Raw genomic sequence first — 22,886 nt, forward strand, 5'->3', positions numbered from 1 at the left:
CCGGTCGACGGCCGCGATGCACGGGCCGGTGACCGGCCCTCCGCCTCTTCGTCCGCGCAGTCACCGCACGGTCGGGCTGGTGCAAAGGGCCTCCCGGGCGGACGGCCCCGTGCCGTCCGCTGAGATACGACACCCGTGGTTCGGGTGTCGACCTGACTGGCTTATGCCCTCGAACACGCGCGGCCATGCCATGGGGTACGACGGCACCCCGGTGAACTCCTCGTTACTTGTGCCCCCATGGGGGTGATGTGCACCTCACCGGCGGATACGGAGCGTCAGCCTCCGAAACGCCGGCCTCGCGCGGAGTAGTCGCGCAGGGCCCGCAGGAAGTCCACCTTGCGGAAGGCCGGCCAGAAGACGTCGCAGAAGTAGTACTCCGAATGGGCGGTCTGCCACAGCATGAATCCCGACAGGCGCTGCTCGCCGCTGGTGCGGATGACGAGGTCCGGGTCGGGCTGGTCACTCGTGTAGAGGTGCCGGCCGATCATGTCGATGTCCACGGACTCGGCGAGCTCCTCCATCGAGGTGCCCTTGTCCTGGGCCTCCAGGAGCATCGAGCGCACGGCGTCGGCGATCTCCTGGCGTCCGCCGTAGCCGATGGCGACGTTGACCAGTATCCCGTCGACGTGGGCGGTGGCCTCTTCGGCCTCCTTGAGCGTGGTCTGCATCCCAGGTGACAGCAGGTCGAGCGCGCCTACGTGGTGCACGCGCCAGCGGCCGTCGGCGGCCAGGGTGCGTACGACGTCCTCGATGATGCCCAGGAGCGGGACGAGTTCCTCCTGCGGCCGGTTGAAGTTATCGGTGGAGAGCAGCCAAAGAGTGACGACCTTCACGTCCGTCTCGCTGCACCAGCCCAGGAACTCCTCGATCTTGTCGGCGCCGGCCCGGTGGCCCTGCGTCGTGGTGGAGCCCGCCGCCTTGGCCCAGCGACGGCTGCCGTCCACGATCACGCCGATGTGCTCGGGCACCTTGTTGTGGTCGAGATGGCCTTCCACCCTGCGTGCGTAGACCTTGACCAGCAGGCCACGCAGTGTGTCGCGCAGGTTCACGTGATGAAGCCCCTCCGTAGCGAATGCGGTCCCCCAACGGCGAAGCCTAGCGCTGCCGCTGGGGGTCGGGGGGAAGGGGGTGCGGGGGCCGGTGGGTATGTGCGGGTTGTCGGTGGCTGGTCGCGCCCACGCGGCGGAGCCGCATTTCGACGTCGCTACGCGCCCCTGAAAAGACGAGGGGCGCCCGCGCGATCCCCGCGCCCTGAGAACCGGGGCATGCCGCCCACACCTCCACGTCAGCGCGCCCCTCGTTACCGCACAAAAAACGGGCCGGTCCGTGGGGGGGAGACGGACCGGCCCGAGGGGGGGCTTCCACCATAACCCTTCGTGAGTGATGCTGCGTGCATCGGCGCCAAAAAATTACTCTCCGAAGTCGGCTGACGACGCGCGGGTGGGTGCGGAAGCGTTGATTCAGGGGGTATTCATGGCCGGATCACAGCGGATTCCAAGGCAATCGGGTGGCATCCAGAGGGATCCAAGGGGTTTGAGCTCGCTTGCGCGCCGCATGACGGCATCTTCCGGCGCACCCCGCACGGGTGAACCGCACTGAGAACGCACACTTGACGCCAACGTGGGATTCGCGGCCACAGCCTGCACCCGACGGGCCCGGACGGCCCGCTACCGACTGTCGGATACCGGCACCGCGCAGCCCCCTCCTCTGCGCGGTACCGCCCGCGCAGCTTTGCTCACGCGAATTTCCTTGGTCTGAACTTAACGCGAGATACCCGACTTAAGCCAGCCGCGTCGGATAACAATGTGGACACCGCACCTACTTAATCACCATGAAATAGGACATGTCAGGTTGGCGGAGCGGTGCTCTGAGCAGCTGAGGGGTTCTGATGGTTCGCGAACTTTCGGGCGACGATCTCCTGCATGTGCCGGTCCCCCCACACCCCGAGTGGGACCAGGGCGGTGTTGAGGTCCTCGCCCAGGCCCGTGAGGGAGTACTCCACCCGGGGCGGGACCTCGGGATGGACCTCACGGTGGACGACACCGTCCGCCTCCAGCTCACGCAACTGCTGGATCAGCACCTTCTCGCTGACCCCGTCGATGTTCCGGCGCAGCTCGCCGAAGCGGAGCGTCCCGCCCGCGTGCAGCGTCCAGAGGATCACCGGCTTCCACTTGCCGCCGACGACGTCGACGGCCGCGTCGAGACCGCAGCTGTAGGGGCCCTTGCCCTTGGCCATGGTGGACTCCTGGTCAGAGGTGGACGGGTGGTCAGTGCGCTCCTGGGGGCGCGCTCCTGAGGGCGCACCCGCCGCCGTGGTCAACGGACGGGCTTGCGGGCCTCGATGAGGTGGCGGGTGCTGTGGGCCACGAACGGGCCTTCCGCCTCGATCCGTTCGTGCAGCGCGAGGAGCCTGGGCCGGTACGCCTCGACGGTGAACCCGGGCACCATCCAGACGACCTTGCGCAGGAAGTGCACGACAGCACCGATGTCGAAGAACTCCATCCGCAGCCGCTCCGCGCGCAGGTCGACGACCTCCAGCCCGGCGGCCTCGGCGCCCGCGCGCTCATGGTCGGGGTGGCGGCCGCTGCTCTGCGCATCCGGCTGCGGCCCGAGGAAGTACTCGACGACCTCGAACACGCTGCGAGGTCCCACGTGCTGGGCGAAGTACGTGCCGCCCGGCCTGAGGACGCGCGCGATCTCCGCCCACTGCGGGCTGACCGGGTGCCGGCTCGTGACCAGGTCGAACGCCTCGTCCGCGAACGGCAGCGGAGCGTCCTCCGGACTGACGACGACCGCGGCGCCGCGCGGGTGGAGCAGAGCGGTGGCCTTGGCGGCGTTCGGGGGCCAGCCCTCGGTGGCGACGGTGAGCGGGGCGAGCACCGGGGCGGAGGCCAGGACCTCCCCTCCCCCGGTCTGCAGGTCGAGCACGGCGGAGGCGTGAGCGATGCGCTCGGCCATCGACCGCGCGTACCCCCACGAGGGCCGCTCCTCCGTGGCCCGGCCCTCGAACCAGGAGAAGTCCCATCCTTCGGTCGGCGCGGCCTCGGCCTCGTCGACGAGGTCCTCGAAGGTGCGGCGTGCGCCGAGGATGCGGTGGGGGTTACGGGCGCTGTGGGCGTGGTCGGTGTCGGCGGCGGTCATGGTGGGATCTTCGCAAGGGCGGAGTGGGGGGCGCGACCGAATTCCCCAGCGGCGAAGGCAGGATGAGGGTGTGTCAGTGGGCACTGACAACCGGCGGACCCACGGGCTCGGCACGCTCGTAGCGCAGCAGCACGACCCCGTTGCCGAAGGTCCGGGTCTCCAGCAGCCGCAGCTTCCGGAGGGCGTCGGACTCCGCGAACAGGGGCCTGCCCCGGCCGATGAGGACCGGGTGCACGTAGATCCGGTACTCGTCGACCAGGTCGTGCCGCATGAACTCGGCGGCGAGGTCGGCACCCCCCAGGGTCAGATCACCGCCGTCCTGCGCCTTCAGCGCCCGGATGCCCTCGGGCACGACGTCCCGCACGATCGTCGAGTTCCACTGGGCGTGCCGCAGTGTCCGGGAGAACACGAGCTTGGGCATGTTCCGCCAGACCACGGCGAAGTCGGCCACGTGACGGGGTACGTCCTTCTCGCGGTCGGCGGTCGGCCAGTAGGCCGCCATCAGCTCGTACGTCACCCGTCCGTGGATGAAGGCCCCCATGCCCGCGAGGTACTCGTCGAAGTGCTGGAGCAGTTCGTCGTCGACCATGTGCCAGTCGATCTCGCGGTTCGGTCCCTCGAAGTAGCCGTCGAGGGACACGGACATCATCAGGACGATCTTTCTCATGGTGGCTCCCGGTTCCGTGCGGCCGTACTCGCTCGTGGCACCAGCATCGCGCGGTCCTGCCCGCCGGACGGGGACGCCGCCCCGTCCAGCGGGTTCTCAGGCGCTTCTGTGCCCAGCGCCCGGGGCTCAGCTATCGCGGCTGCAGCACCGTACGGCATCTGGGGCAGGCGCACGGCGGATACGCGGTCATCGGCGGGGGCGCGGCCACGTGGTCGCCGGTACACGTGCGGATGCCACCGCGCTCTCGGCTGCTGATGCCGTCAGGGCTGACCGTGTAGACGCGGATCGTCATGCGGGAGGCTCGCAGGCCGGCGTCGATCAGGTCGAGGGGGTCCTGCTGCGGCGCGTAGTGCGGGGCGCAGTCCGGGCAGGCGTAGACGTGGAAGCCGGGCCCGGTGGCCGCGTGGACCTCGTGGACGACGACCGGGCTGTCGGTGGTGCGCTCGCAGCGGGCGCACATGCGGATCACCGGGCGGCCCCGACGCGTACTCCGTGGATGTGGCTCGGGCCCATGTCGATACCGAGGGTGGCGAGGCAGAGTGCGCGTCGCCGGGCTCGCTGATGGCGGCGCTCCTCGGAGGTGAGGACGTAGGGGCGGACGAGGGCGGAGGCGGTGCACTCGAGGCGTTCGGTGAAGCGGGGTGGGGGCGGGGCGATGTGAGGGGGCGGGGTGTTACCGGCCCGGTGCCTGCCAGGTGGGGTCGGCAGAAGGGTGTTCAGCACCCGTGCGAGGGCTCGTGCGAGGGCTCGGACGATAAGGTCCAGCATGTCGACGCTCCTTGTGCAGCGTTGGCCATGCCCCGGGACGGCCGCGAACCGTCGCCGGGGTCCTTTGTGGTGCGACCAACTTAGCTCGACTTGTATCGCTACGTACAGAGACGTATCTCGATGACGGAGACCTTATCGGTACGAGTAGCTTCCTGATCATGCACTTCCAGCCGGACGACGAAATTGATCACGAGGGCCCCGTGACGCCCTACCGACAGCTCGCGGGCATCCTGCGGGCGCGGATCGAGCGCGGGGACTGGCAACCGAACCGACCCATCTCCAGCGAGACGCAGCTGGTGCAGCAGTACGGCCTGGCCCGAACGACCGTACGCCGGGCCATCGCCGTGCTCGTCGAGGACGGGCTGGTCTTCACGGTCCCGCAGCGCGGCACGTACGTATCGCCGAGCCCCTCCACGACGCTGGGCGGCGACGAGGCGGCCGACGAGTAGCCAATTGGACTCTCAGTCCCACGGGTTCATTCGGCTCCCTCTCGTACCCGCAGGTCAGAGGCATTGCCCACACACAGCCCTGGGACTGCGGAGACAATTGCCGGCCCCTCCGGGGTGCTCGGGCCCGTTGTCCACAGGGCCCAGTGCTCGGTCCGGCGGGTGCGGGAGCATGGGCGCGTGCGGGAGTTGCGGGAGCTGGCCCTGGGGGGCGTGTTGCTGACGTCGTGGGCCGTGGCGGAGGGGTGGTCACGGTCCTCTCTCTTCCGGCGCCTGCGGGAGGAGGGGTGGGCGGCGATCGGGGAGGGTGCCTGGGCGGTGCCGGGCAGGACACCGGACCTCCGTACCCGGCTCCGGGCCACGCAACTCGCCGCGCCCGGGCTGGTGGTGAGCCATCGGGCGGCGGCCTGGCTGTGGCGGATCGAGGTGCTGCACGTGGAGGCGGAGTTCACCGATCCTGACGGGCTGCGTAAGCGGAAGCACGTGCGGGTTCACCGTTGCGCGATGCGTCCCGAGGATGTCGTCTTACGCGACGGGTTGCGGGTCACCTGCGTGGACCGGACCCTGGCCGACCTGCTCGTGGCCTGCCCGCGGGACGAGGCGCTGGTGGCCGTCGAATCGGCGCTCGCTCACCGTACGGTCACTGAGGGGGAGTCGCGGGTCCGGCGAGCTCCCCTGACCAGCCTCGACCGCGTCGCCGCCTCCCTCGGGGGACGCTCGCGGGGCGCCGTCCGCGCCAGGCGCCACCTCGCGATCGCCGATCCCGCATCCGGTTCACCCGCCGAGACCGTGGCCCGGCTGCGCATGTACGACGCGGGCCTGCGCCCTGAGACGCAGGCCAGGATCGTCACGGGAGGCGGGCGCGTCCTGCGAGTCGACTTTCTGTTCCGGGCGCGGGCCGTCGCCGTCGAGATCGAGGGGTACGCCTACCACGGGCGCCGTGAGGACCACCGGCGTGACGTCGCCCGCTTCAACGACCTCCAGCAGTGTCCCGAGGTGCGGGTGGTGCTGCGGTTCACGGCGGAGGAGGTCTTCCACTCCCCCGGGACGATGATCGCGGCGATCCGGCGGGCGCTGGGGTGACGGGGCGGCGGTGCCGGGGCGGGCAGCCCTCAGCTCTGGTCGCTCGCCGTCTCGCTCCCCGTTCCGCTGTCGCTCGCGCCGGCGCCCGCGCCCCTCGGGAACGACACCTCCACGCGGCGGTTCTTGCGGCGGCCCTCCTCCGAGGTGTTGTCCGCGATGGGGTAGTCCTCGCTGTAGCCGCGCACCTCGAAGGTGATCTCCGAGCCGAGGGAGCCGGCCAGCTCGTCGTGGACGACGTCCGCGCGCTTCTTGGACAGGGTCTTGCCGTGCTCGTAGGAGCCGAGGTTGTCCGTGAAGCCGAAGACGCGGACCGTGGTGGGCTTCTGGGCCTTGATCTCGTCCGCGATCGCCTGGATGCGGGAGCGCGCCTCCGGGTTCAGCTTCGAGCTGTCCTTGGGGAACAGCACCTCCGCCTGGAGCGCGAACGTCACGTTCTGGTTCGTGTCCTCCCTGCGCTCCTCGCCGCCGAGGTCCTCCACGACCGACTTGATGTCCAGCACCTTCGCGGGCGCGAGCGTGGCGCCGTTGGCGAGCTTGAGTCCCGGGCTGTTGGCGTCGACCTCCGGTGGCGGGGCGGTGGTGACGGTGCCCGGGGGTTCGCTGGGGCCGTCGTCGGCATGGGCCGGGGTGACGAGGGCGAGCGTGCTCAGTACGGCGAGCGCGGTGACCGTGGTGGTGACGCTACGGGGCGTGGGGGCGGCCATGGGTCACTCGCCGTTGGTGAGTTCGATGGAGGCGGGGGGCATGGAGCCGACGAGGAAGTCGACCTTGTTGGTGCCGTCGGGTGGGGCGGGGAACTGGGCGTACCAGTCGGCGGTCGCGCCCGTGTCGAGGCCACCGGTGAACTGCGTGCACAGGCAACGGCCGGACGTGTCACGGAGGATGAGGTACCTCTTCTTGCCCGACTGGTCGATCAGGCTCGCGCCCGCGATCGAGCCGCCGTTCTTGGCCAGTTCCCTCTCGTCACCTCGCCATTCCGCGCCCACCCACGGTGCGCCGGTACCGTTTGTCACCGTTCCCTCGACCGTGACGAAGCCACCCTCTTCCCGGGCAGCCGAAGTGACCTTGAGCGTCAGGCCTCCGGCCTTGACCTCGGCCAGCGCCGACTCGCCAGCAGGGGCTTGGGACTCCTTCTCGTCATCCCCACTGTTGTTGGACGGCTTTGAAGAGGACTTCGAGTCCGACGACTTGTCGTCGTCCCCACCCCCGCCGCAACCGGCCACCGTCAGGACCAGCCCGGTGGCGATCGTCACCGTGGTCAGAGCCGCGCGGCCCTTCGTGGTGTACCGGAACTTCATGGACACAGCTCCCTCTCACTTGGCCAGATGCACAGAGAACATCACGGACGCGTCGGGAAGGTCGTCCGGATCGAAATCTTCGGGGTCGATGTTCACGGGCTGGCCGTCGCAGACCAGGTCGATGGGCTTCGTAGGGTCCGCGTCGTCGTCGAACTCACAACGCGGCTGGATAAAGGCCGTGGCCTCGGCCTGGGCGTGCCTGCTTTCGGTGCCGGGAACGATCGAGTCGCCGACTGTGTAGTCCGTTTGCACCTTGGCCCAGAATCCAGGGTGACCGTCCACATCGGGCGTACCGAAGCCCACAAGGGCCGAGTCGTTGTCGGCAGCCAACTGCTGGGCTGCGGCCTCGGCCCCGCCGACGGGCAGTCCTCCTTCGCTCGGGAGGTCCAGCCAGTCGAGCCAGTTGTCGTCCGTCCCGATGGCATCCCCCAGGTCGAGCACCAGCTCGTCCCGAGCCTCTTGCGCCGCCGCCAACGCCGCGGCGTCCGCCGCGGACTGAGCGCCGTTCCGGGCGACCGCTGCCTGGGCGAACGCGAAGAAGGCCAACGCCGCGAAGAGCAAAATCGCCGTCAGCCAGATGTAGATGGGGAGTATGGACCCTCGGTCGTCGATCGATCGTACGACCGTCAGCCGCCGCTGGTGACGTTGTTGACGGCCGTCAGGATCGCTTGGGAGATCTTTCCGTCCAACCCCAACCCATCGATCATCACGAAGATCCCCGCCACAATGATCATGATCCCCGCATACTCCACGAACCCGGCCCCCGCGTCCCGCCCCTCCCCCCGCATCCGGGAGACAACGGTCCGCTTCCAGTCGCCGAACCTGCCGAACCCGCTCACGACGCCCGCCCTCTCGCCCGATGCCGATGCCACTACCAACCACAGCACCGTACGTGAGAATCCGCCTACTGCGGGTGGGTCCGGGGGCCCAACTTCCCCCGTGTGGGCCGTCGACCGGACTCATCGGCTCCACCCCTCCCGAGCCGTTCCGAGCCAGTGGGCGATCGCTTCGCTGCGCGAGGAACTGTGCAGCTTCGCGAAGATGCGGTTGATGTGGTTCTTCACGGTCTTCTCGCTGATGAAGCAGGCGGCGGCGATCTGGCGGTTGTTCATGCCGGACGCGATGAGGTCCATCACCTCCACCTCCCTTGAGCTCAGACCGAAGGCCGGACGGTCGGGCACGCGGCGACGGAGTCGTGCGGTGACCGCAGGCCGAGTCTTCGACGACTGTGCCACAACCGGTTGCAGCTGCGAAGGCACTTCGTGACTTTCATGTGAAGGTTCGTACGAAACACCGAGCGGAGACAAGACACGGACAGCGGTGGACAGCGAGGGGGAAAACGTCGGTCTGCCCTCCCGTAAGTCCCGCACCGCCGCGATCAGTTCGGGCGCCGTGAACTCGCCGTGGACGAGGTAGCCGATCGCGCCCCGGCGCAGCGCCTCGGTCACGACCTGGGGTTCGCGGCTGTAGGTCAGCATCATCACGGGGGCGAGCGCGGCGAGTTCGGGGAGCGCGGTCAGGCCGTCCGTGCCGGGCATGCGGACGTCCAGCAGGATCACGTCGGGGCGGTGGGCGGCGGCCTCACGCACCGCCTCCTCCCCGTTCGTCGCGTCCGCCACGACCTCGATGCCGGGGTGCGCGCCGAGCAGCGCGGCGAGGCCCGCGCGGACGACCGGGTTGTCGTCGGCCACGAGGACGCGCAGGGGCGGGCCGGGAAGTGCCTGGTCAGACATGGGCGGCCTCCTGTCGGGGGGTATGGGGGGCGGGCAGCGGGAGGTCGATCGTGATCTCCGTGCCTCCCGTCGCGGGCCGGGCCAGACGGAGGCTCGCGCCGGTCCTCGCCGCCCGCTCCACCATGCCCAGCAGCCCGAAGTGGCCGGATCCGGCCGCCTGGTTGACGGTGAAGCCGGGTGGCAGGCCCACTCCGTCGTCCGTGACGCGGAGGCGGAGGGCGTCGGCGGACTCCTCCAGCTCGACCACGACCTCCGTCGCCCGCGCGTGGCGGTGGGTGTTCTCCAGGGCCTCCGCGACGATCGCCAGGAGGTCGCGGGTCGTCTCGTCGGGAAGGGGCGGGAGCGGGGGCGAGGGCGGGGGCGTGGTGCTCGTGTGCCGCAGGGCCGCCGGGAGCGCGGTACGGGACGTGAAGTCCTGCAGGCGGGTGCTCAGTTCGGTCTTCAGGTCCGCCGCCGGGCGCGGTGTCGTCAGGTCCGTGTGGCGGCGCAGGTCCGTCAGGAGGTCGCGGGACTCCGAGGCCGCCCGGCGGGCCGCCACCGCGACCAGAGTGGCCTGTTGCTTCAGTACCCGGGGGTCGGCCGAGCGGTCCGCCGACGTCGCCAGCGCTTCCGCCGCCAGCGCCAGGCCGTGCAGGGTCTTGGCGACCGAGTCGTGCAGTTCGCGGGCCAGCCGGGCGCGTTCGGACTCGACCGCCTCGGCCACGGCCAGGCGGGACGTGGCCTCGGAGAGCGCCTGGGTGGCCGTACCGAAGCGGAACATCAGGTTGCGCAGGGTCACGCCGACGATGCCGGCGGCGACGCAGAAACCGGCGACGAGGAGGGTGCTGGTACCCGTGCCCGGGCGGTGTTCCCAGGCCCGGTACACCAGGAGCAGCACCGGCAGTTGCAGGCCCGTGAAGACTCCGGCGCCGCGCCGGCCGTAGAGGAGACCGGAGAGGAGCGGGGTGCAGACGGTGGCGTAGGCCAGGGGGGACGCCGGGGACGCCGTGAGGAGGAGGACCGCGCCGAAGAGGAGGTCCAGGGCCATGAGGGTGGGGTGCGCGAGGAGGCGGGGGCCGAAGCGGTCCCAGTCCCTCAGCATGGCGTACGAGCCCATGATGCCGAGGACCCCGGCGGTGAGGACGGCGTGGCTCGGCGGACCGTCCGTGGCGTTGGCCATCGCGAACGGAGTGCCGATCAGCAGCATGGTGAGGCGGACGGCGAAGGTCTGGCGGCACAGCGCCTGCAGGGCGCTCAGGTGCAGGCGGAGGCTCGTGGGGGCGGGCACGTCGTCGGCGAGGTAGCCGACGGCCGGGCCCGTCGGGCTCAGATGTCTCCAGGAACGCCGCCGTAACGGCCGGCCTCTCGTCAGCCCCCTCGTCAGTCCCCTCGGCAGCCCCATCATCGGTCCTCTGATCGGCCTTCTCATCGGCCCAGGATGTCGCCGAAGTTGGTGCCCGAGCCCAGGAACATCCCGGTCGCGATGAGGATCATCGTCGCGGGCAACATGAAGACCAGGGTCACGAGGGTCGCCTTGGGGATGGTCTTGGCGGCGCGGCGGCGGGCGTTCTGGGCGTCGGTGCGGCGCATGTCCGTGGCGAGCTGGATGAGGGTCTCGGCGATCGGGGAGCCGAGTTCCTCGCCCTGCTGGAGCGCGGAGACGAACTGGGCGACCTGTTCGGAGGAGTTGCGCCTGCGGAGTTCGTCGAAGGCCTGGCGGCGGCTGACGCCCATGTCCATCTGGCGGAGGGTGATGCGGAGTTCGTCCGCCCAGGGCCCTTCGTACTTCTCGGCCACCCGGTCCAGGGCCTGGCGGAAGCCGAGGCCCGCGGAGACCACGACCGCCAGGACGTCGAGGAAGTCGGGGAGCGTGCGGTCGATGACGTCCTTGCGTTCGCGGATGGCCTGCCAGATCAGCGCGTCGGCGGCCAGCAGGCCGAAGGCGAAGGTGCCGAGGGCGAGGAGGAGCCGGCCGTTGGTGAGGAAGACCAGGCCCATGAACGCGCCGAAGAAGCCGTAGACGGCGCGGCGGGCCGCGTACCGGTTGAGGGTCAGGCCGCCGGGGTTGCCCGCCATGTCGATGCGGCGGCGCTTGGCGTCGACGCGGCGCGGGCCCATCAGGCGCAGGACGAGGGGCGCGAAGCGCATCCCGAGGCGGTCGACGGCCGAGTCCGCCTTGGAGACGCGGGTCGCGCCCACCTCCAGGGCGAGGGCCAGGTCGCCGGGGAGTTTCGCCTCGGCGCGGATCATGCGGATGCCGAGGAGGATGCCCGCGACGGAGACGGCCGTCAGGAGGGCCAGCAGCAGGGGCAGCACCGCGATCTCTCCTCCCCTCTCATACGTGTCATGCGTGGATTCTCATACTTCGATCTTGCCGAGGCGGCGGATGACGAAGAAACCGACGGTGTAGAGGCCCAGCGAGATCAGGACCAGGGCCTGGCCGAGTCCTGAGCCGGTGACGCGGGCCAGCGCGCCCTCGTTCGAGGAGTTGATCAGCACCAGGGAGCCGAGGCCGAGCAGCGGGACCGTGAAGGCGGTGGCGTTGACCTCGGAGAGCATCGTGCGGACCTCGCGGCGGGTCTCCTTGCGGTCCTCCAGCGTCTGGACGAGGTTGCGCAGGGAACTGACGACCGAGCCGCCCGCCTTGTTGGACAGGACGAGGGTGGTGACGAGGACGATCAGCTCGCGGGAGGGCAGGCGTTCGGCCAGCTCGCCCAGCGCGTCGTCGATCGACCGGCCCAGGGTCAGCTGGTCGGCGACCCTGGCCAGTTCCTCGCCCGCCGGGGCCTCCAGCTCCTCCGCCGCCATCGCCAGCGCCGTACGGAGGGCGAGACCGGCGGCCGTGGCGTTGGCGATGAGCCGTGCCACGTCCGGCAGTTGGTTGATGAAGGCCTCGATGCGTTTCTGGCGCTGCCAGTTGAGGAAGATGGCGGCGCTCCAGATGCCGACGAGGGCGGCGACCGGGCCGAAGAAGGGTGCCAGGGTCGCGGCGGCGATCAGCCAGAGGGCGCCGACGACCGCGGCGACGTACGTGGCGAACTCGCCCGCCGTCAGGTCGAGTCCGGTGGCCGACAGGCGCAGGTTGATGGCCCGGCCGAGGCGGGTGCGGCGCAGGCGCCGGTCGATGCCGGTGAACCGGCGGACGCGGCCGCCCACCGCACGGGCGGGGGCGGTGCCCGCGAGGCGGTCGACGAGCGCCTGGCGCTGCGCGCGGCCGGAGGCGAACGTGTGGACGCCCGCGACGGCGAACGTGCCGCACAGGACGGTGGCGCCGAGGGCCAGCAGGGCGGGGTTGTTCATGCCGGGCACCCCTTCGAGGGCTCGTACGTACTCGTCGTACTCGTCGTCCTGGTCGTACTCGTCGTCCTGGTCGTACTCGTCGTCCTGGTCATCCGATGGCCTGCCTCGTGGTGAGTACGTCGAGGGCATCGGCCACGCCGAACGCGGGCGGCAACGGTTCGTTGGCCACGTACAGCTTCTCGGCGACCGGGCGGGGCAGCGGGAGGTGCTCGAAGCGGCCCTTGACGACGCGGTCCGCACCGAGGGGCTGCGGGACGAAGCGGGAGACCGTGGCGATACGGAACTGTTCGCGGCCGTGCGAGACCAGCAGCGCGATCTCCGTCACCTTGCGGGAGCCGTCCGCGAACCGGGTGAGCTGCACGACGACGTCGACGGCCGAGTTGATCTGGTCCTTCAGCGCCTCGAAGGGGATCAGCACCTCGGACATGGAGCCGAGGGTCTGGAGCCTCATCAGGGCGTCCTCGGCGGAGTTGGCGTGGACGGTGGCCAGCGAGCCGTCGTGGCCCGTCGACATCGCCTGGAGCATGTCGAGGGTCTCGCCGCCGCGGACCTCACCGACGATGATGCGGTCGGGGCGCATGCGGAGGGAGTTGCGGACCAGGTCGCGGATGGTGATCTGGCCCTTGCCCTCGATGTTCGGCGGGCGGGACTCCAGGCGGATCACGTGCTCCTGCTGGAGCTGGAGTTCGGCGGAGTCCTCGATGGTGATGATGCGCTCCTGCTGCGGGATCAGCCCGGAGAGCGCGTTGAGGAGGGTCGTCTTTCCGGTGCCGGTACCGCCGCTGACGATCACGTTGAAGCGGGCGCGGACGAACGCGGCGAGCAGCATCAGCATCTGCTCGTCGAGCGAGCCGAGGCCGATCAGCTCGGGGAGCGTGTAGGCGCGTGGGAAGCGGCGGATGGTGAGGGTGGGGCCGGTGAGAGCGAGCGGGGGGATGATCACGTTGACGCGCTCGCCGGTGGGGAGGCGGGCGTCGACCATGGGGTTCGACTCGTCGACACGGCGGTTGACCGTGGAGACGATGCGCTCGATGGTCTGCATGAGCTGCTCGGTGGAGGCGAAGCGGAGGGGGAGCTGTTCGACGCGTCCGGCGCGCTCCACGAAGATCGAGTCCGGGCCGTTGACCATGATCTCGGTGATCGAGGCGTCGGCGAGGAGGGGTTCGAGGACGCCGAGGCCGAGCGCCTCGTCCACGACCCTTCTGATCAGCTGGGACCGCTCGGCGGACGAGAGGACGGGGCCCTCCCGGCTGATGATGTGGCCGAGGACGCGCTCCAGTCGGGCCCTGCGTTCGGCTGCCGCCAGGCTCGACATCTCGGCGAGGTCGATCTCTTCGAGGAGCTTGGCGCGGTAGACGGCCACGAGGTGCCCGTCCTCGCGTCCGGCTTCCCCGTTCTCGGGGGCGGCGATACGGGATCGGAGGCTCATCTTCTGTGTCAGCTCCTCTCGGGGGCTTCAGTCGTCGGGGTTGTCGGTGGGCATGGTGACTTCGCGGGTCACCTGTACGGGGTCGAGGAGGGGGATGAGGGAGGGGACGGTGACGGTGACGCTGGCGGTGACGGTGGCGCCACCCGCCTGGGGGGCGTTCGGCTCCGGATTCAGCCATGCGCTGGCCGCCGCCACGCCCGCCGCGTTGCCGTCCTCTCCCAGGGACGCCGCCCGAGCCGCAGCCCGCGCCGCCGTCCCCGCCTGGTTGATCCCGTACCCGATGAGCCCGAGCTGGATGGCCGCCATCCCGACGAGGAGCAGGATCGGCAGGAATCCGGCGAACTCCAGGATGGACGCGCCGCGGTCGTTCCCCCGGCGACGGGTCGGCTTCGCCCGGGGATTCTCGCACTCGCCGCCCCTACCCGATCCCGGTCCCGTTGCCAGGGGCTCCGCCCCTTCGTCCCCGGGGGCGAGGTGGTGCGGCGAAGCCGGAGGCGGACACGCGGTCTTGGGGCGGCGGCTCCGGGTCATTGCCCGTCCCCTTCCAGCGCTGCCCCGGCCTGCCCCTCGACCGGCAGCCAGCCCGGGTTGAAGCCCGGGAAGAAGAGAGGGGCATCGGCGGTGACCGTGGCCCTCATGACCGTGCCGTCCGAGCCGCACTCGATTGTCGTACGGTCCTTCCAGGCCCCCGGCAGATGCTCGCTCCCCGCGGCCTGACAGGCACCCGGCACATCGTCGCCCACGGCAGCCGCCGCCGTAGCCGCCCGCGCCGCCTCGTCCGCCGCGTTCCCCGCGAGCGAGTACGTGTAGCCGTACAACACGCACTGCCACAGGATCGCCATCACCACGAGCACCAGCGGGAAGATGCCCGCGAACTCCAGCGTCACCGAGCCCCGGTCGCCGCCCTTCCTGCGGAGCACGAGCGCGCCGCGGTCCGATCCCGGCTTCCGGCGGCGGCCGTGGCCGCCCTCTTGCATCACGACCAGCCCGAGCTCTCCGGCCAGGGCCCACAGGGCCTGCTTGACGGTCGACTTGGTGTCGAGGTCCTGCAGGCGGCCCGCGTCGACGACCGACTGGAGTTCCTTGAAGGCGGCCGGGACGGCGACCCGGGTCACCCGGGTCCCCGTGACCTTCTCCACGAGCGAGGGCTGGATCTCCGTGCCCCGGGAGTGGCGGTTGACGACCGTGAGGGTCTCCTCCGCCTTGCGGATCTGGAGGCGGTCCCACAGGCGGACCATGCGCTTGGCGGCGCGGACCGCGACCACGTCGGGGGTCACCAGGAGCAGCGCCTGGTCGGCCGTTTCCACGGCCGCCGCGGTGGCCGCGTTCATCTGGGAGCCGCAGTCGACGATCACCACGTCGTGCCGGGCCCGCAGCGCGCCGAGGACCTGGCGGGCCACCCGGTCGGTGACCTCCTCGCCGCGCTCGCCCTCGGCGGGGGCGAGCAGCAGGGCGAGGCCCGTGTCGTGGGCGTACACCGCCTCCTGCAGGACGCGCGGGTTGATGTCCGCGATGCCGGCCAGGTCGGCGACCGAACGCCGGAACTGCACGTCGAGGTACGAGGCCACGTCCCCGGACTGCAGGTCCAGGTCGAGCAGCGCCACCGTACGGCCCGACGCGCGTGCCGCCAGGGCCAGGTGGACGGCGGTCAGGGTCGTGCCGACGCCGCCCTTCGCTCCCGTCACCGTGACGAGCGTGCCGCCCGGTCCCGCGTACAGCTCCGGCGCACCGCTGCCGAGGTGGCGGCGCATGCCGGCCGACCAGGAGGCCGCGGCCTGGACGCGTTCCGCGAGGGCGTCGTAGCCGAGGGGGAGCGTGATGATGCCGCGGGCGCCCGAGTCCATGGCGGCGGTCAGCACGCCGGTGCTCGTGTCGGCGGTGATGAGGACGACCCCCACCGCCGGGAAACGCATGACGAGGTCGCGGATCAGGTCGAGCGCCGGGACCGGGCCGATCCGCTCGTGGACCAGGACGACCTCGGGCAGTTCGTCCAGGGAGTCGGCCGCCAGGCGGGCGAGCGTGTCCAGCAGCGCGGTCGAGTCCGGGACCGGGGCGGCCGGTTCGGCGTCCGCGAGCTGGCTCAGCATGGTGCTCAGGGCCCGGGCCGAGTCGATGTCCCCGACGGCGGGGAGGATGCGGATGGTCATCGCCGGGACCCCGTGGTGATGCTCGCGCGAACCCTACGTACTGACCTCATGCGCGGCCTCCTACTTGTCCTCTTCGAGGGTGTACGTACGGTCCGAGGGCGACACGCCGGTGGCGTCGCCGCCCGCGACCAGGGCGAGCCGTACGTGCTCGGCGAACGACTCGGCGTACGCGACGCGCTGGGCGTCCGCGGTGTCGAGCGCGAAGGTGATGGGGACCGCCTCGGTGGCCGTGCGGCGGCGGTCGTTGCTGGACTGGTCGGGGTCGAGCGGGGTGAGCCTGCCGACGTCGAGGACGCGCGCGTCGGCGACGATCAGCTTGGACTGGTCGACGCCCTTGTCGCTGTCGTCGGCCTCGAAGGTGGCGAAGATGTTGACGCGGGAGCCGGGGTTGATCTTCCCGGCGACACCCGTGGACGCGTCGATCATGATCGCGATCTCCTGCTGCCCCGGCTCCAGTGCGGGCCGGTCGACGATCATGTCGCTCTGGAGGAGTGATCCCTTCTCCAGCCTCGTGACGGCGATCTTCCCGCGGATCTCGGCGAGGTTCGTGACGGCCGTCTCCGACAGCCACCGCTCGGGCATCGACACCTTCTCGAACTGGCCCGCCGACAGCTCCTTGTACGGGGCGATGTCGTTCCTCAGGCGGTACGCCGTCACCTCCGGCCCGACCTTCGAGTCCACGTCACGGATCACCGACAGCACCCCGGCGAACGCGCCGACGGCGCAGAGCGCCGAGAGGACCAGCAGGATGACGCCGCGGCGCTGGCGCGAGTTCACTGAATCTCACCTCGTAGGGACTTTCCGGTGGCTGTGCCGAGCGTTTCCTGCCGGGGGTCCGGGGGGTGTCCCCCGGGGTGATGCAGCATGACGCGGACAACCTCGATCGAAGGGCATGGGGCGGGCGGGGCGGGCGGGGTCGAGCGGTCGTGCCTGCTATGGAGTTGTTCGTATGTGACTCACGTCGCGCCTCGGGGTAGCGCACGCGCGGCCGACGTCTGGACGGCGGGTAAAGAGGTCGACAACGGTGCCGCGCAGAATCCGCAGCGGTCCCCGATGAGTTCGAGTCCGCACCAGTGGCACGTCTCCCGGCGCACGGACGAGACGAGCTGGTAGAGCACGGACACGTCGTACAGCCCGGCGGCGAACTCGACGAGCTTGCCCGTCCCCCACCAGCGGGCGGACTCGGCGGGCAACGGCACGGTGCCCACGCCCTGCACCTGCCAGGCGGGCGCGAGTGTCGAGGTGACCCAGTCGGAGGGCGGCTGCGGGCCGTTGGCCACGAGCAGCCGCGTCCCGAACTCCGGCCCGGCGAGCTCCTCCTCCTGGCCGAGGCGGACGAGCCGGGGCCGCGGGTTGGCCAGCACGGCGAACTGGGCTCCCGGCACCCACGACTTGGCGTGGGACTTCAGCGACACCGGCACCCGGTCGAGCTTGGCGACGGAGCCGAGGAGGGCGCCGGCGTAGATGTAGTGGGCGAGGAGGCGGGCGGAGGAGGCCAGTACGCCCGGGCTGAAGTCGCACACGGACAGCTGGCGCAACTGCTGGCAGAGCAGGGCGATCCCGAGCGGCGGCAGATCGATGCCGAGCAGAGCGATCCGGTCGCTTTCGAGCACGGAGCGAACGGTGTGCAGGCGTCGCGCGACGGCCTGTTCGGCGGGTCCGGCGTTCTCGGCGGAGGCCGCGTAGAGGGCGATCACGTACCCGTGCTGCTCGATGAGCGCGTGCATCCCGACGAGGGAGTCCTCCAGCGTGTCCCGCGGCTGGACGCAGGCGGGCGGGGTCTGCCGGTCGAGCGGCGGGAGCACCAGATCGGGACTGGTGACGGCTATCGCGGTCGGCACGCTGCACACCACCCCGTTCCGGCTGCGGCGGGGGTGGTCGACCACCGCCTCAGATGACCCCTGTGACTTCGTGACTTCTTTTCGCATCGACTTTTCGCATCGTCCTGCATCAGCACCATATCCACGGCATGGCCCGCTCAACACCGAATCTCCTTGATCAACTCACGGAAGGTACGGCGTGTCCCACACAGAGTGAGACGCGCATGTCTCAACTCAGCACTGACGTACGGGGATTGAGATGGAGCGGGAAACCTTGACAAGCGGATTGGTCTGGACCAACTTGTACGTCCAGCGGTGGCCACCGTGACGGATTCCCCACATCCACTCCCCTCGGGAGGCATCAGTGCACCGCGTACCAGGCATGCCCAGACGCGGACGCCGGACCTGGGCAGGAGCCCTCGCCGCCGTCCTCACCGCCGCCGGTCTCGCCCTCACCGGCGCGGGCCAGGCCTCGGCCGCCGACATCAACAACGCGAGGAACGCCGGCTTCGAGTCCGGCCTGACCAACTGGACCTGCTCCGCGAGCAGCGGTAGGACCGTCTCCTCCCCCGTCCACAGCGGCTCGGCGGCCCTGAAGGCCACCCCGGCCGGCCAGGACAACGCCAGGTGCGTCCAGACGGTCGCGGTGAAGCCCAACTCCACGTACACGCTGAGCGCGTGGGTGCGGGGCGGATACGCGTACCTGGGCGCGAGCGGCACGGGCACGACGGACGTGTCGACGTGGACCCCGGACACCACGGTCTGGAAGCAGCTGACGACGACGTTCACCACCGGCGCGTCCACCACCTCGGTCACCCTTTACACGCACGGCTGGTACGGGCAGGCGGCCTACTACGCGGACGACGTGTCGGTGTACGGCCCGGACGGCGGGGGCGGGAGCGATCCGGACCCCACGGTCCCGTCCGCCCCGGCCGGTGTCACGGTCTCGGGCTCGTCCTCGTCCTCCGTGTCCCTCGCGTGGAACACGGTGCCGGGCGCGACCGGCTACAACGTCTACCGGAACGGCACCAAGGTCCAGGCGGTGACGGGCACGTCGGCGACCGTGACCGGGCTCGCCGCCTCCACCTCGTACACCTTCCAGGTCACGGCGACGAACGCGGCGGGCGAGTCGGCGAGGTCGGCGACGGTGACGGGGACGACGACGTCCGGCTCCGGCGGTGGCGGCACCGGGCTGCCCAGGCACGCCCTGACCGGGTACTGGCAGAACTTCGACAACGGCGCCACGGTCCAGCGCCTCTCGGACGTCCAGTCCCAGTACGACATCATCGCGGTGGCCTTCGCCGACGCGACCACGACGCCGGGCGCGGTGACCTTCAACCTGGACTCGGCGGGTCTGGGCGGCTACACGGTCGACCAGTTCAAGGCCGACATCAGGGCCAAGCAGGCGGCGGGCAAGAAGGTCGTCGTCTCGGTCGGCGGCGAACGCGGCACGGTGACCGTCAACGACGCGGCGTCGGCCACGAACTTCGCGAACTCGGTCCACTCCCTGATGCAGACGTACGGCTTCGACGGCGTCGACATCGACCTGGAGAACGGTCTCAACGCGACGTACATGACGCAGGCCCTGCGGTCGCTGTCGGCCAAGGCCGGCCCCTCACTCGTCCTCACGATGGCGCCGCAGACGATCGACATGCAGTCGACGTCGAACTCCTACTTCCAGACGGCGCTGAACGTGAAGGACATCCTGACGGTCGTCAACATGCAGTACTACAACAGCGGCTCCATGCTGGGCTGTGACGGCAAGGTCTACAGCCAGGGCTCGGTGGACTTCCTGACGGCCCTGGCCTGCATCCAGCTGGAGGGCGGCCTGGCCCCGTCCCAGGTGGGCCTGGGCCTCCCGGCGTCAACACGGGGAGCGGGTAGCGGCTATGTGGCCCCCTCGGTGGTGAACAACGCGCTCGACTGCCTCACCCGGGGCACGAACTGCGGCTCCTTCAAGCCCTCGCGCACGTACCCGGACCTGCGGGGCGCGATGACGTGGTCGACCAACTGGGACGCCCTGGCGGGCAACGCCTGGTCGAACGCGGTGGGGCCGAAGGTGCACGGGTTGCCGTAGGGGGACCAGCCCGTGTGGGGGCGGGGACTTGGTCAGTCCCCGCCGCCGCCTCCACCGCCGTCGCCGCCACCGCCACCGTCGCCCCCGCCGCCACCGCCGTCGTCGCCTCCTCCGCTGCCCGAGTCCCAGCCGTCCCCCGACCCTCCGCCGGGGCCGTTGTCGTCGCTGTCACGGCCCAGGTGGGTGAACCAGGGCTCGTTCCAGTCGTCCTCGTCCCGGGACCGGTCCGGCCGTGCGCGGAAGCGGACCGCGCCCGTCGCGTCGCCGAGGCCGAAGGCGACCGCGAACACGTGGGCCATCACGGCGTCCAGCGGGTCGGGGCTGTCGTGCCGTACGTCCGCGAGAGGGAGCAGCACGGTGCCGAGTACGGGAGCGGCGGGCCGGGGGCGGGTGAGGCGGGCGACCGGACGGCCGTTGCAGGTCAGGTGGGACGACCGCGCGTCCGCGCGCGTCAGCTCCCAGCGGCGCTGCGGGATCTCGACGGTCACCGAGCGCTTCGACTTCCGCAGGGTGAAGGTGACGGCCGTCAGGGCGGGTGTCTCCCCCACCGTCAGCAGCAGCCCCCGCCCGGGGTCCCTCCGGTCGGCCGACACGCCGTACGGGGCGCGGATCCGCACCACGGGGGCCGACGGCGCCCAGACGTCGACCCGTGCGGTCCGCCGGTCGACCACCACCGTGACCGGGCCCGCCGGGCCCATGGCGACGCGCCGCGCGAGCCACAGCGGGACGCCCTCGGCCCTCGCCCGGTCCGCGAGCGCGGCGACCGCCGCCGGACCACCGGCGTGGCGTACCGCCATGTCCCCGAGGGCCCGCGCGAACTCGGCGGCCCGGCGCACCCGCACCGGCTTCATGGACCCGGTGATCCGCGTGACCGGCACGATCCCGTCGCCCGCGGGAAAGTGGGCGAACGGCCGCTCGGAGCCACCGCCGCCGAGCCACTGCCCCCGCAGATACGCGTCCGCCATGGCCGCCATGTGCAACTCCTCCGGCGGGGTGGTCCTGCGCCCCACCCGCAAGCCGCCCTCGGTCAGTACGACCGTTCTGGCCAGCGGGTTCCGGGACTGCTCCGCGTACACGACCTCGATCACCTGTGCTCCCCCATGTCTCGGGCCGGCCCATGCACTGGTGAAGTCGCTCAGAAGCCCCTGGGCAGTTCCGGTTCCGGGACCCGGGGTCCGGGTCCGGTGGGTGTCACCTGGCGGCGGAACCGGGCCGCTCGCGGTACTCGTCGACGACGGCCCGCTGGAGGATGGCGGTCTCCGCCAGGATGGTGCCCTTCTTGCCCGCCTCGCCGTCCTTCGACAGGTAGGTGCGTTCGCCGAGGTAGGCGAGGCTGTCGCGGTCGAAGATCCACTCGGTGGCCCAGGTGGACCGCTTGTCGACGCGGCGGATACCGATGCCGTGCCGGCCCGCCGGGTCCACCGCGTCGTCGACCAGCTTCACGCCGGGGATCCTCGCCGCGGCCTCGTAGAGCGCGGCTGCGGTTCGCGGCGGCATGACCATGCCCAGCAGTCGGCCGATCTCGTCGAAGACGGCCTGCGCCTTCTCCTTGCCCTCGTCCTGCTGGGTCAGGCGGCCGATCTCGTCGAGCAGTTCGTCAGGATCGGTGGGCAGCGAGGCCAGCCACTTGTACGTGGGGCGGCCGATGCCCGCCGGAGTGCCGGGCGAACCGGGGGGCAGCAGTTCCCTGAGCGGGGCGTAGCCGCCGCCCTCGTAGAGCAGGGCCAGCTGCTTCACCGGGCCCGGCTCCTGCGACCACCAGGCCTCCCGCTCGCTCAGCTGCCCCGGCTCGCACGGACCGTCCTCCTGGCACTCCGCCCCGGCGTCCATGCTCTTGATGTAGACCAGTTGGTCGTCGCGCACGGGCGTGGCCTCCGTCTTCGCGGCGACATCGGCGATGCGGTCGAGCAGGACCACGGCGGTCTCGCCGTCGGACGGCTGGACCCCGTAGCCGGAATCCATGGTTGTGACGAGACCGACGGTCAGGGCCCCGGCCAGCGCGAGGGCCGCAGTCGGCATCCACACCGCCGGGCGCAGCAGCCGGGCGCGGGACCGCGTCGGCCGCGGGGTGTCCGGAGTGTGCGGGGTGTGCGGGGTCTGTTCGGGCGTCTCGGCGGAAGCGGGCGTACGGCTCTGGTCGTCATCGATGAGCTGCATCAAGCGGTCCTTGTGGTGGGAGTGGCGACCAGGGGGCAGGTCCCGTTCGGCGGGGGCCGGGAGCACTCGGAGCAACTCCTCGTGCGCCTCTGCCTCGTGCGCCTCGTCCTCACGCTCGGCCCGGACCGGCCCGGAACCAGCGGCGTTCATCGGGATCCCTCCTGAATCTCCTGGAACGGAAGGGCCGCCAACGCGGCCTCACCGGGTATCTCTCCGCGGCGACGGGTCGGTTCCGTGGTTTTTGGACGGTTTTCCGACCCTTCCTCCCGCAGCCGCTGCTCGGTCAGCTTCCACAGCCGCGCCCGTGCCCGGGACAGGCGCGAGCGCACGGTTCCCACCGGGACGCCCAGTGCCTGCGCGGCCTGCGCGTAGTCGAGCCCCGACCACACGCACAGCGCCAGCACCTCCCGCTCGCCGCGCCGCAGGCGGTCGTACACCTGCCGTACGGCGGCCAGCCGGCGGGCGTCGTCGAGGCGCCCGGCGGTCTCGTCGGCGAAGTCCGCCACCGCGTCCGGAGCGGGGCGGCGGGCCAGGAAGTCCAGGCGGCGGCCGAGGCCCCGGTTGGCGTTGCGGGACTTGTTCGTCGCCATGCCCAGCAGCCACGGCTTCACCGTGCCGCCCTCCGGCTCCAGTTGCTCCCGGGTACGCCAGGCGTCGAGGAAGGTGTCCGCCATGACCTCCTCGGCGGACGACCAGTCACCGGTCAGCCGGTAGGCGTGGTTGTAGACGGTGCGCGCGTACTCCTCGTAGATCTCCGCGAAGGCCTCGCGGTCACCCGCCCGTAGCCGCGCGCGCAAGCGGTCACTCATGTCGTATGCACCCCATAGACCTCACACCCGTG

The 22,886-nt window shown here is 70.9% G+C and carries 25 protein-coding genes; 3 read left to right on the top strand and 22 right to left on the bottom strand.

All coding sequences use genetic code 11. From position 1 onward, the window contains the following. Positions 1 to 275: 275 nt before the first annotated feature. The 6 genes from ACZ49J_RS37115 to ACZ49J_RS37140 all read right to left on the bottom strand — a co-directional run bounded on the left by ACZ49J_RS37115 (position 276) and on the right by ACZ49J_RS37140 (position 4,576). Positions 276 to 1,049 carry an isoprenyl transferase gene (locus ACZ49J_RS37115; protein WP_467457199.1) on the bottom strand — a complete coding sequence of 258 codons (774 nt, stop codon included), beginning with the start codon at positions 1,047 to 1,049 and terminating at the stop codon, positions 276 to 278. A 797-nt stretch (positions 1,050 to 1,846) separates the two neighbouring features. After that, positions 1,847 to 2,236, bottom strand: a complete 390-nt coding sequence (locus ACZ49J_RS37120; protein ID WP_467457197.1) for a winged helix-turn-helix transcriptional regulator — start codon at positions 2,234 to 2,236, stop codon at positions 1,847 to 1,849. Between the two features lie 80 nt (positions 2,237 to 2,316). Further along, positions 2,317 to 3,141, bottom strand: a complete 825-nt coding sequence (locus tag ACZ49J_RS37125) for a class I SAM-dependent methyltransferase (protein ID WP_467457196.1) — start codon at positions 3,139 to 3,141, stop codon at positions 2,317 to 2,319. Between the two features lie 73 nt (positions 3,142 to 3,214). After that, positions 3,215 to 3,808 (bottom strand): dihydrofolate reductase family protein, encoded by a 594-nt coding sequence (locus ACZ49J_RS37130; protein WP_467457195.1) that lies wholly within the window; start codon positions 3,806 to 3,808, stop codon positions 3,215 to 3,217. A 130-nt stretch (positions 3,809 to 3,938) separates the two neighbouring features. Next, on the bottom strand, positions 3,939 to 4,268 hold the full coding sequence (locus ACZ49J_RS37135) for a hypothetical protein (RefSeq protein ID WP_467457194.1): 330 nt from the start codon (positions 4,266 to 4,268) through the stop codon (positions 3,939 to 3,941). Between the two features lie 5 nt (positions 4,269 to 4,273). Continuing rightward, a complete protein-coding gene (locus ACZ49J_RS37140; protein WP_467457193.1) occupies positions 4,274 to 4,576 on the bottom strand; it encodes a hypothetical protein in 303 nt (100 codons plus the stop codon). A 158-nt stretch (positions 4,577 to 4,734) separates the two neighbouring features. Here ACZ49J_RS37140 and ACZ49J_RS37145 point away from each other — a divergent pair, with 158 nt between their 5' ends. After that, on the top strand, positions 4,735 to 5,025 hold the full coding sequence (locus ACZ49J_RS37145) for a GntR family transcriptional regulator (RefSeq protein ID WP_467457192.1): 291 nt from the start codon (positions 4,735 to 4,737) through the stop codon (positions 5,023 to 5,025). A 177-nt stretch (positions 5,026 to 5,202) separates the two neighbouring features. Continuing rightward, positions 5,203 to 6,105, top strand: a complete 903-nt coding sequence (locus tag ACZ49J_RS37150) for a hypothetical protein (protein WP_467457191.1) — start codon at positions 5,203 to 5,205, stop codon at positions 6,103 to 6,105. A gap of 29 nt (positions 6,106 to 6,134) precedes the next feature. Here ACZ49J_RS37150 and ACZ49J_RS37155 read toward each other — a convergent pair whose 3' ends face one another. The 13 genes from ACZ49J_RS37155 to ACZ49J_RS37215 form a co-directional block, all read right to left on the bottom strand. Further along, positions 6,135 to 6,809, bottom strand: coding sequence for an OmpA family protein (locus tag ACZ49J_RS37155; RefSeq protein ID WP_467457190.1), 675 nt, complete (start codon positions 6,807 to 6,809; stop codon positions 6,135 to 6,137). Between the two features lie 3 nt (positions 6,810 to 6,812). Then, a complete protein-coding gene (locus ACZ49J_RS37160) occupies positions 6,813 to 7,403 on the bottom strand; it encodes a hypothetical protein (protein ID WP_467457189.1) in 591 nt (196 codons plus the stop codon). Between the two features lie 15 nt (positions 7,404 to 7,418). After that, entirely contained in the window at positions 7,419 to 8,033 is a 615-nt protein-coding gene (locus tag ACZ49J_RS37165; RefSeq protein WP_468351699.1) for a pilus assembly protein TadG-related protein, read from the bottom strand. Beyond that, a complete protein-coding gene (locus ACZ49J_RS37170) occupies positions 8,030 to 8,281 on the bottom strand; it encodes a hypothetical protein (protein WP_468351703.1) in 252 nt (83 codons plus the stop codon). Before ACZ49J_RS37170 ends, ACZ49J_RS37165 begins: the two co-directional genes overlap by 4 nt. 81 nt (positions 8,282 to 8,362) lie before the next feature. After that, the gene (locus tag ACZ49J_RS37175; RefSeq protein WP_467457188.1) at positions 8,363 to 9,136 is read right to left on the bottom strand and encodes a response regulator; all 774 of its coding nucleotides are present in this window, start codon (positions 9,134 to 9,136) and stop codon (positions 8,363 to 8,365) included. Continuing rightward, the gene (locus ACZ49J_RS37180; protein ID WP_467457187.1) at positions 9,129 to 10,544 is read right to left on the bottom strand and encodes a sensor histidine kinase; all 1,416 of its coding nucleotides are present in this window, start codon (positions 10,542 to 10,544) and stop codon (positions 9,129 to 9,131) included. Before ACZ49J_RS37180 ends, ACZ49J_RS37175 begins: the two co-directional genes overlap by 8 nt. Then, a complete protein-coding gene (locus tag ACZ49J_RS37185) occupies positions 10,541 to 11,431 on the bottom strand; it encodes a DUF5936 domain-containing protein (protein WP_467457186.1) in 891 nt (296 codons plus the stop codon). Before ACZ49J_RS37185 ends, ACZ49J_RS37180 begins: the two co-directional genes overlap by 4 nt. 42 nt (positions 11,432 to 11,473) lie before the next feature. Next, positions 11,474 to 12,415, bottom strand: coding sequence for a type II secretion system F family protein (locus tag ACZ49J_RS37190; RefSeq protein ID WP_467457235.1), 942 nt, complete (start codon positions 12,413 to 12,415; stop codon positions 11,474 to 11,476). A gap of 88 nt (positions 12,416 to 12,503) precedes the next feature. Next, positions 12,504 to 13,844 (bottom strand): CpaF family protein, encoded by a 1,341-nt coding sequence (locus tag ACZ49J_RS37195; protein ID WP_467457185.1) that lies wholly within the window; start codon positions 13,842 to 13,844, stop codon positions 12,504 to 12,506. A gap of 27 nt (positions 13,845 to 13,871) precedes the next feature. Beyond that, positions 13,872 to 14,375 (bottom strand): TadE family protein, encoded by a 504-nt coding sequence (locus ACZ49J_RS37200; RefSeq protein WP_467457184.1) that lies wholly within the window; start codon positions 14,373 to 14,375, stop codon positions 13,872 to 13,874. Beyond that, positions 14,372 to 15,991, bottom strand: a complete 1,620-nt coding sequence (locus ACZ49J_RS37205) for an AAA family ATPase (RefSeq protein WP_467457183.1) — start codon at positions 15,989 to 15,991, stop codon at positions 14,372 to 14,374. Before ACZ49J_RS37205 ends, ACZ49J_RS37200 begins: the two co-directional genes overlap by 4 nt. Before the next feature lie 60 nt (positions 15,992 to 16,051). Beyond that, positions 16,052 to 16,768, bottom strand: a complete 717-nt coding sequence (cpaB, locus tag ACZ49J_RS37210) for a Flp pilus assembly protein CpaB (protein WP_467457182.1) — start codon at positions 16,766 to 16,768, stop codon at positions 16,052 to 16,054. Positions 16,769 to 16,947: 179 nt separating this feature from the next. Then, on the bottom strand, positions 16,948 to 17,832 hold the full coding sequence (locus ACZ49J_RS37215) for a hypothetical protein (protein ID WP_467457181.1): 885 nt from the start codon (positions 17,830 to 17,832) through the stop codon (positions 16,948 to 16,950). 361 nt (positions 17,833 to 18,193) lie between these two features. Here ACZ49J_RS37215 and ACZ49J_RS37220 point away from each other — a divergent pair, with 361 nt between their 5' ends. Continuing rightward, positions 18,194 to 19,888 (top strand): chitinase, encoded by a 1,695-nt coding sequence (locus ACZ49J_RS37220; RefSeq protein ID WP_467457180.1) that lies wholly within the window; start codon positions 18,194 to 18,196, stop codon positions 19,886 to 19,888. Positions 19,889 to 19,920: 32 nt separating this feature from the next. Here the strand turns inward: ACZ49J_RS37220 and ACZ49J_RS37225 are convergent, their stop codons facing one another. The 3 genes from ACZ49J_RS37225 to ACZ49J_RS37235 form a co-directional block, all read right to left on the bottom strand. Further along, the gene (locus tag ACZ49J_RS37225; protein WP_467457179.1) at positions 19,921 to 20,976 is read right to left on the bottom strand and encodes a hypothetical protein; all 1,056 of its coding nucleotides are present in this window, start codon (positions 20,974 to 20,976) and stop codon (positions 19,921 to 19,923) included. Between the two features lie 103 nt (positions 20,977 to 21,079). Then, entirely contained in the window at positions 21,080 to 22,195 is a 1,116-nt protein-coding gene (locus ACZ49J_RS37230; protein WP_467457178.1) for a CU044_5270 family protein, read from the bottom strand. Continuing rightward, entirely contained in the window at positions 22,192 to 22,854 is a 663-nt protein-coding gene (locus ACZ49J_RS37235; protein WP_467457177.1) for an RNA polymerase sigma factor, read from the bottom strand. Before ACZ49J_RS37235 ends, ACZ49J_RS37230 begins: the two co-directional genes overlap by 4 nt. Positions 22,855 to 22,886: the final 32 nt, after the last annotated feature.

It is taken from the genome of Streptomyces sp. NPDC030840, from assembly GCF_055572015.1.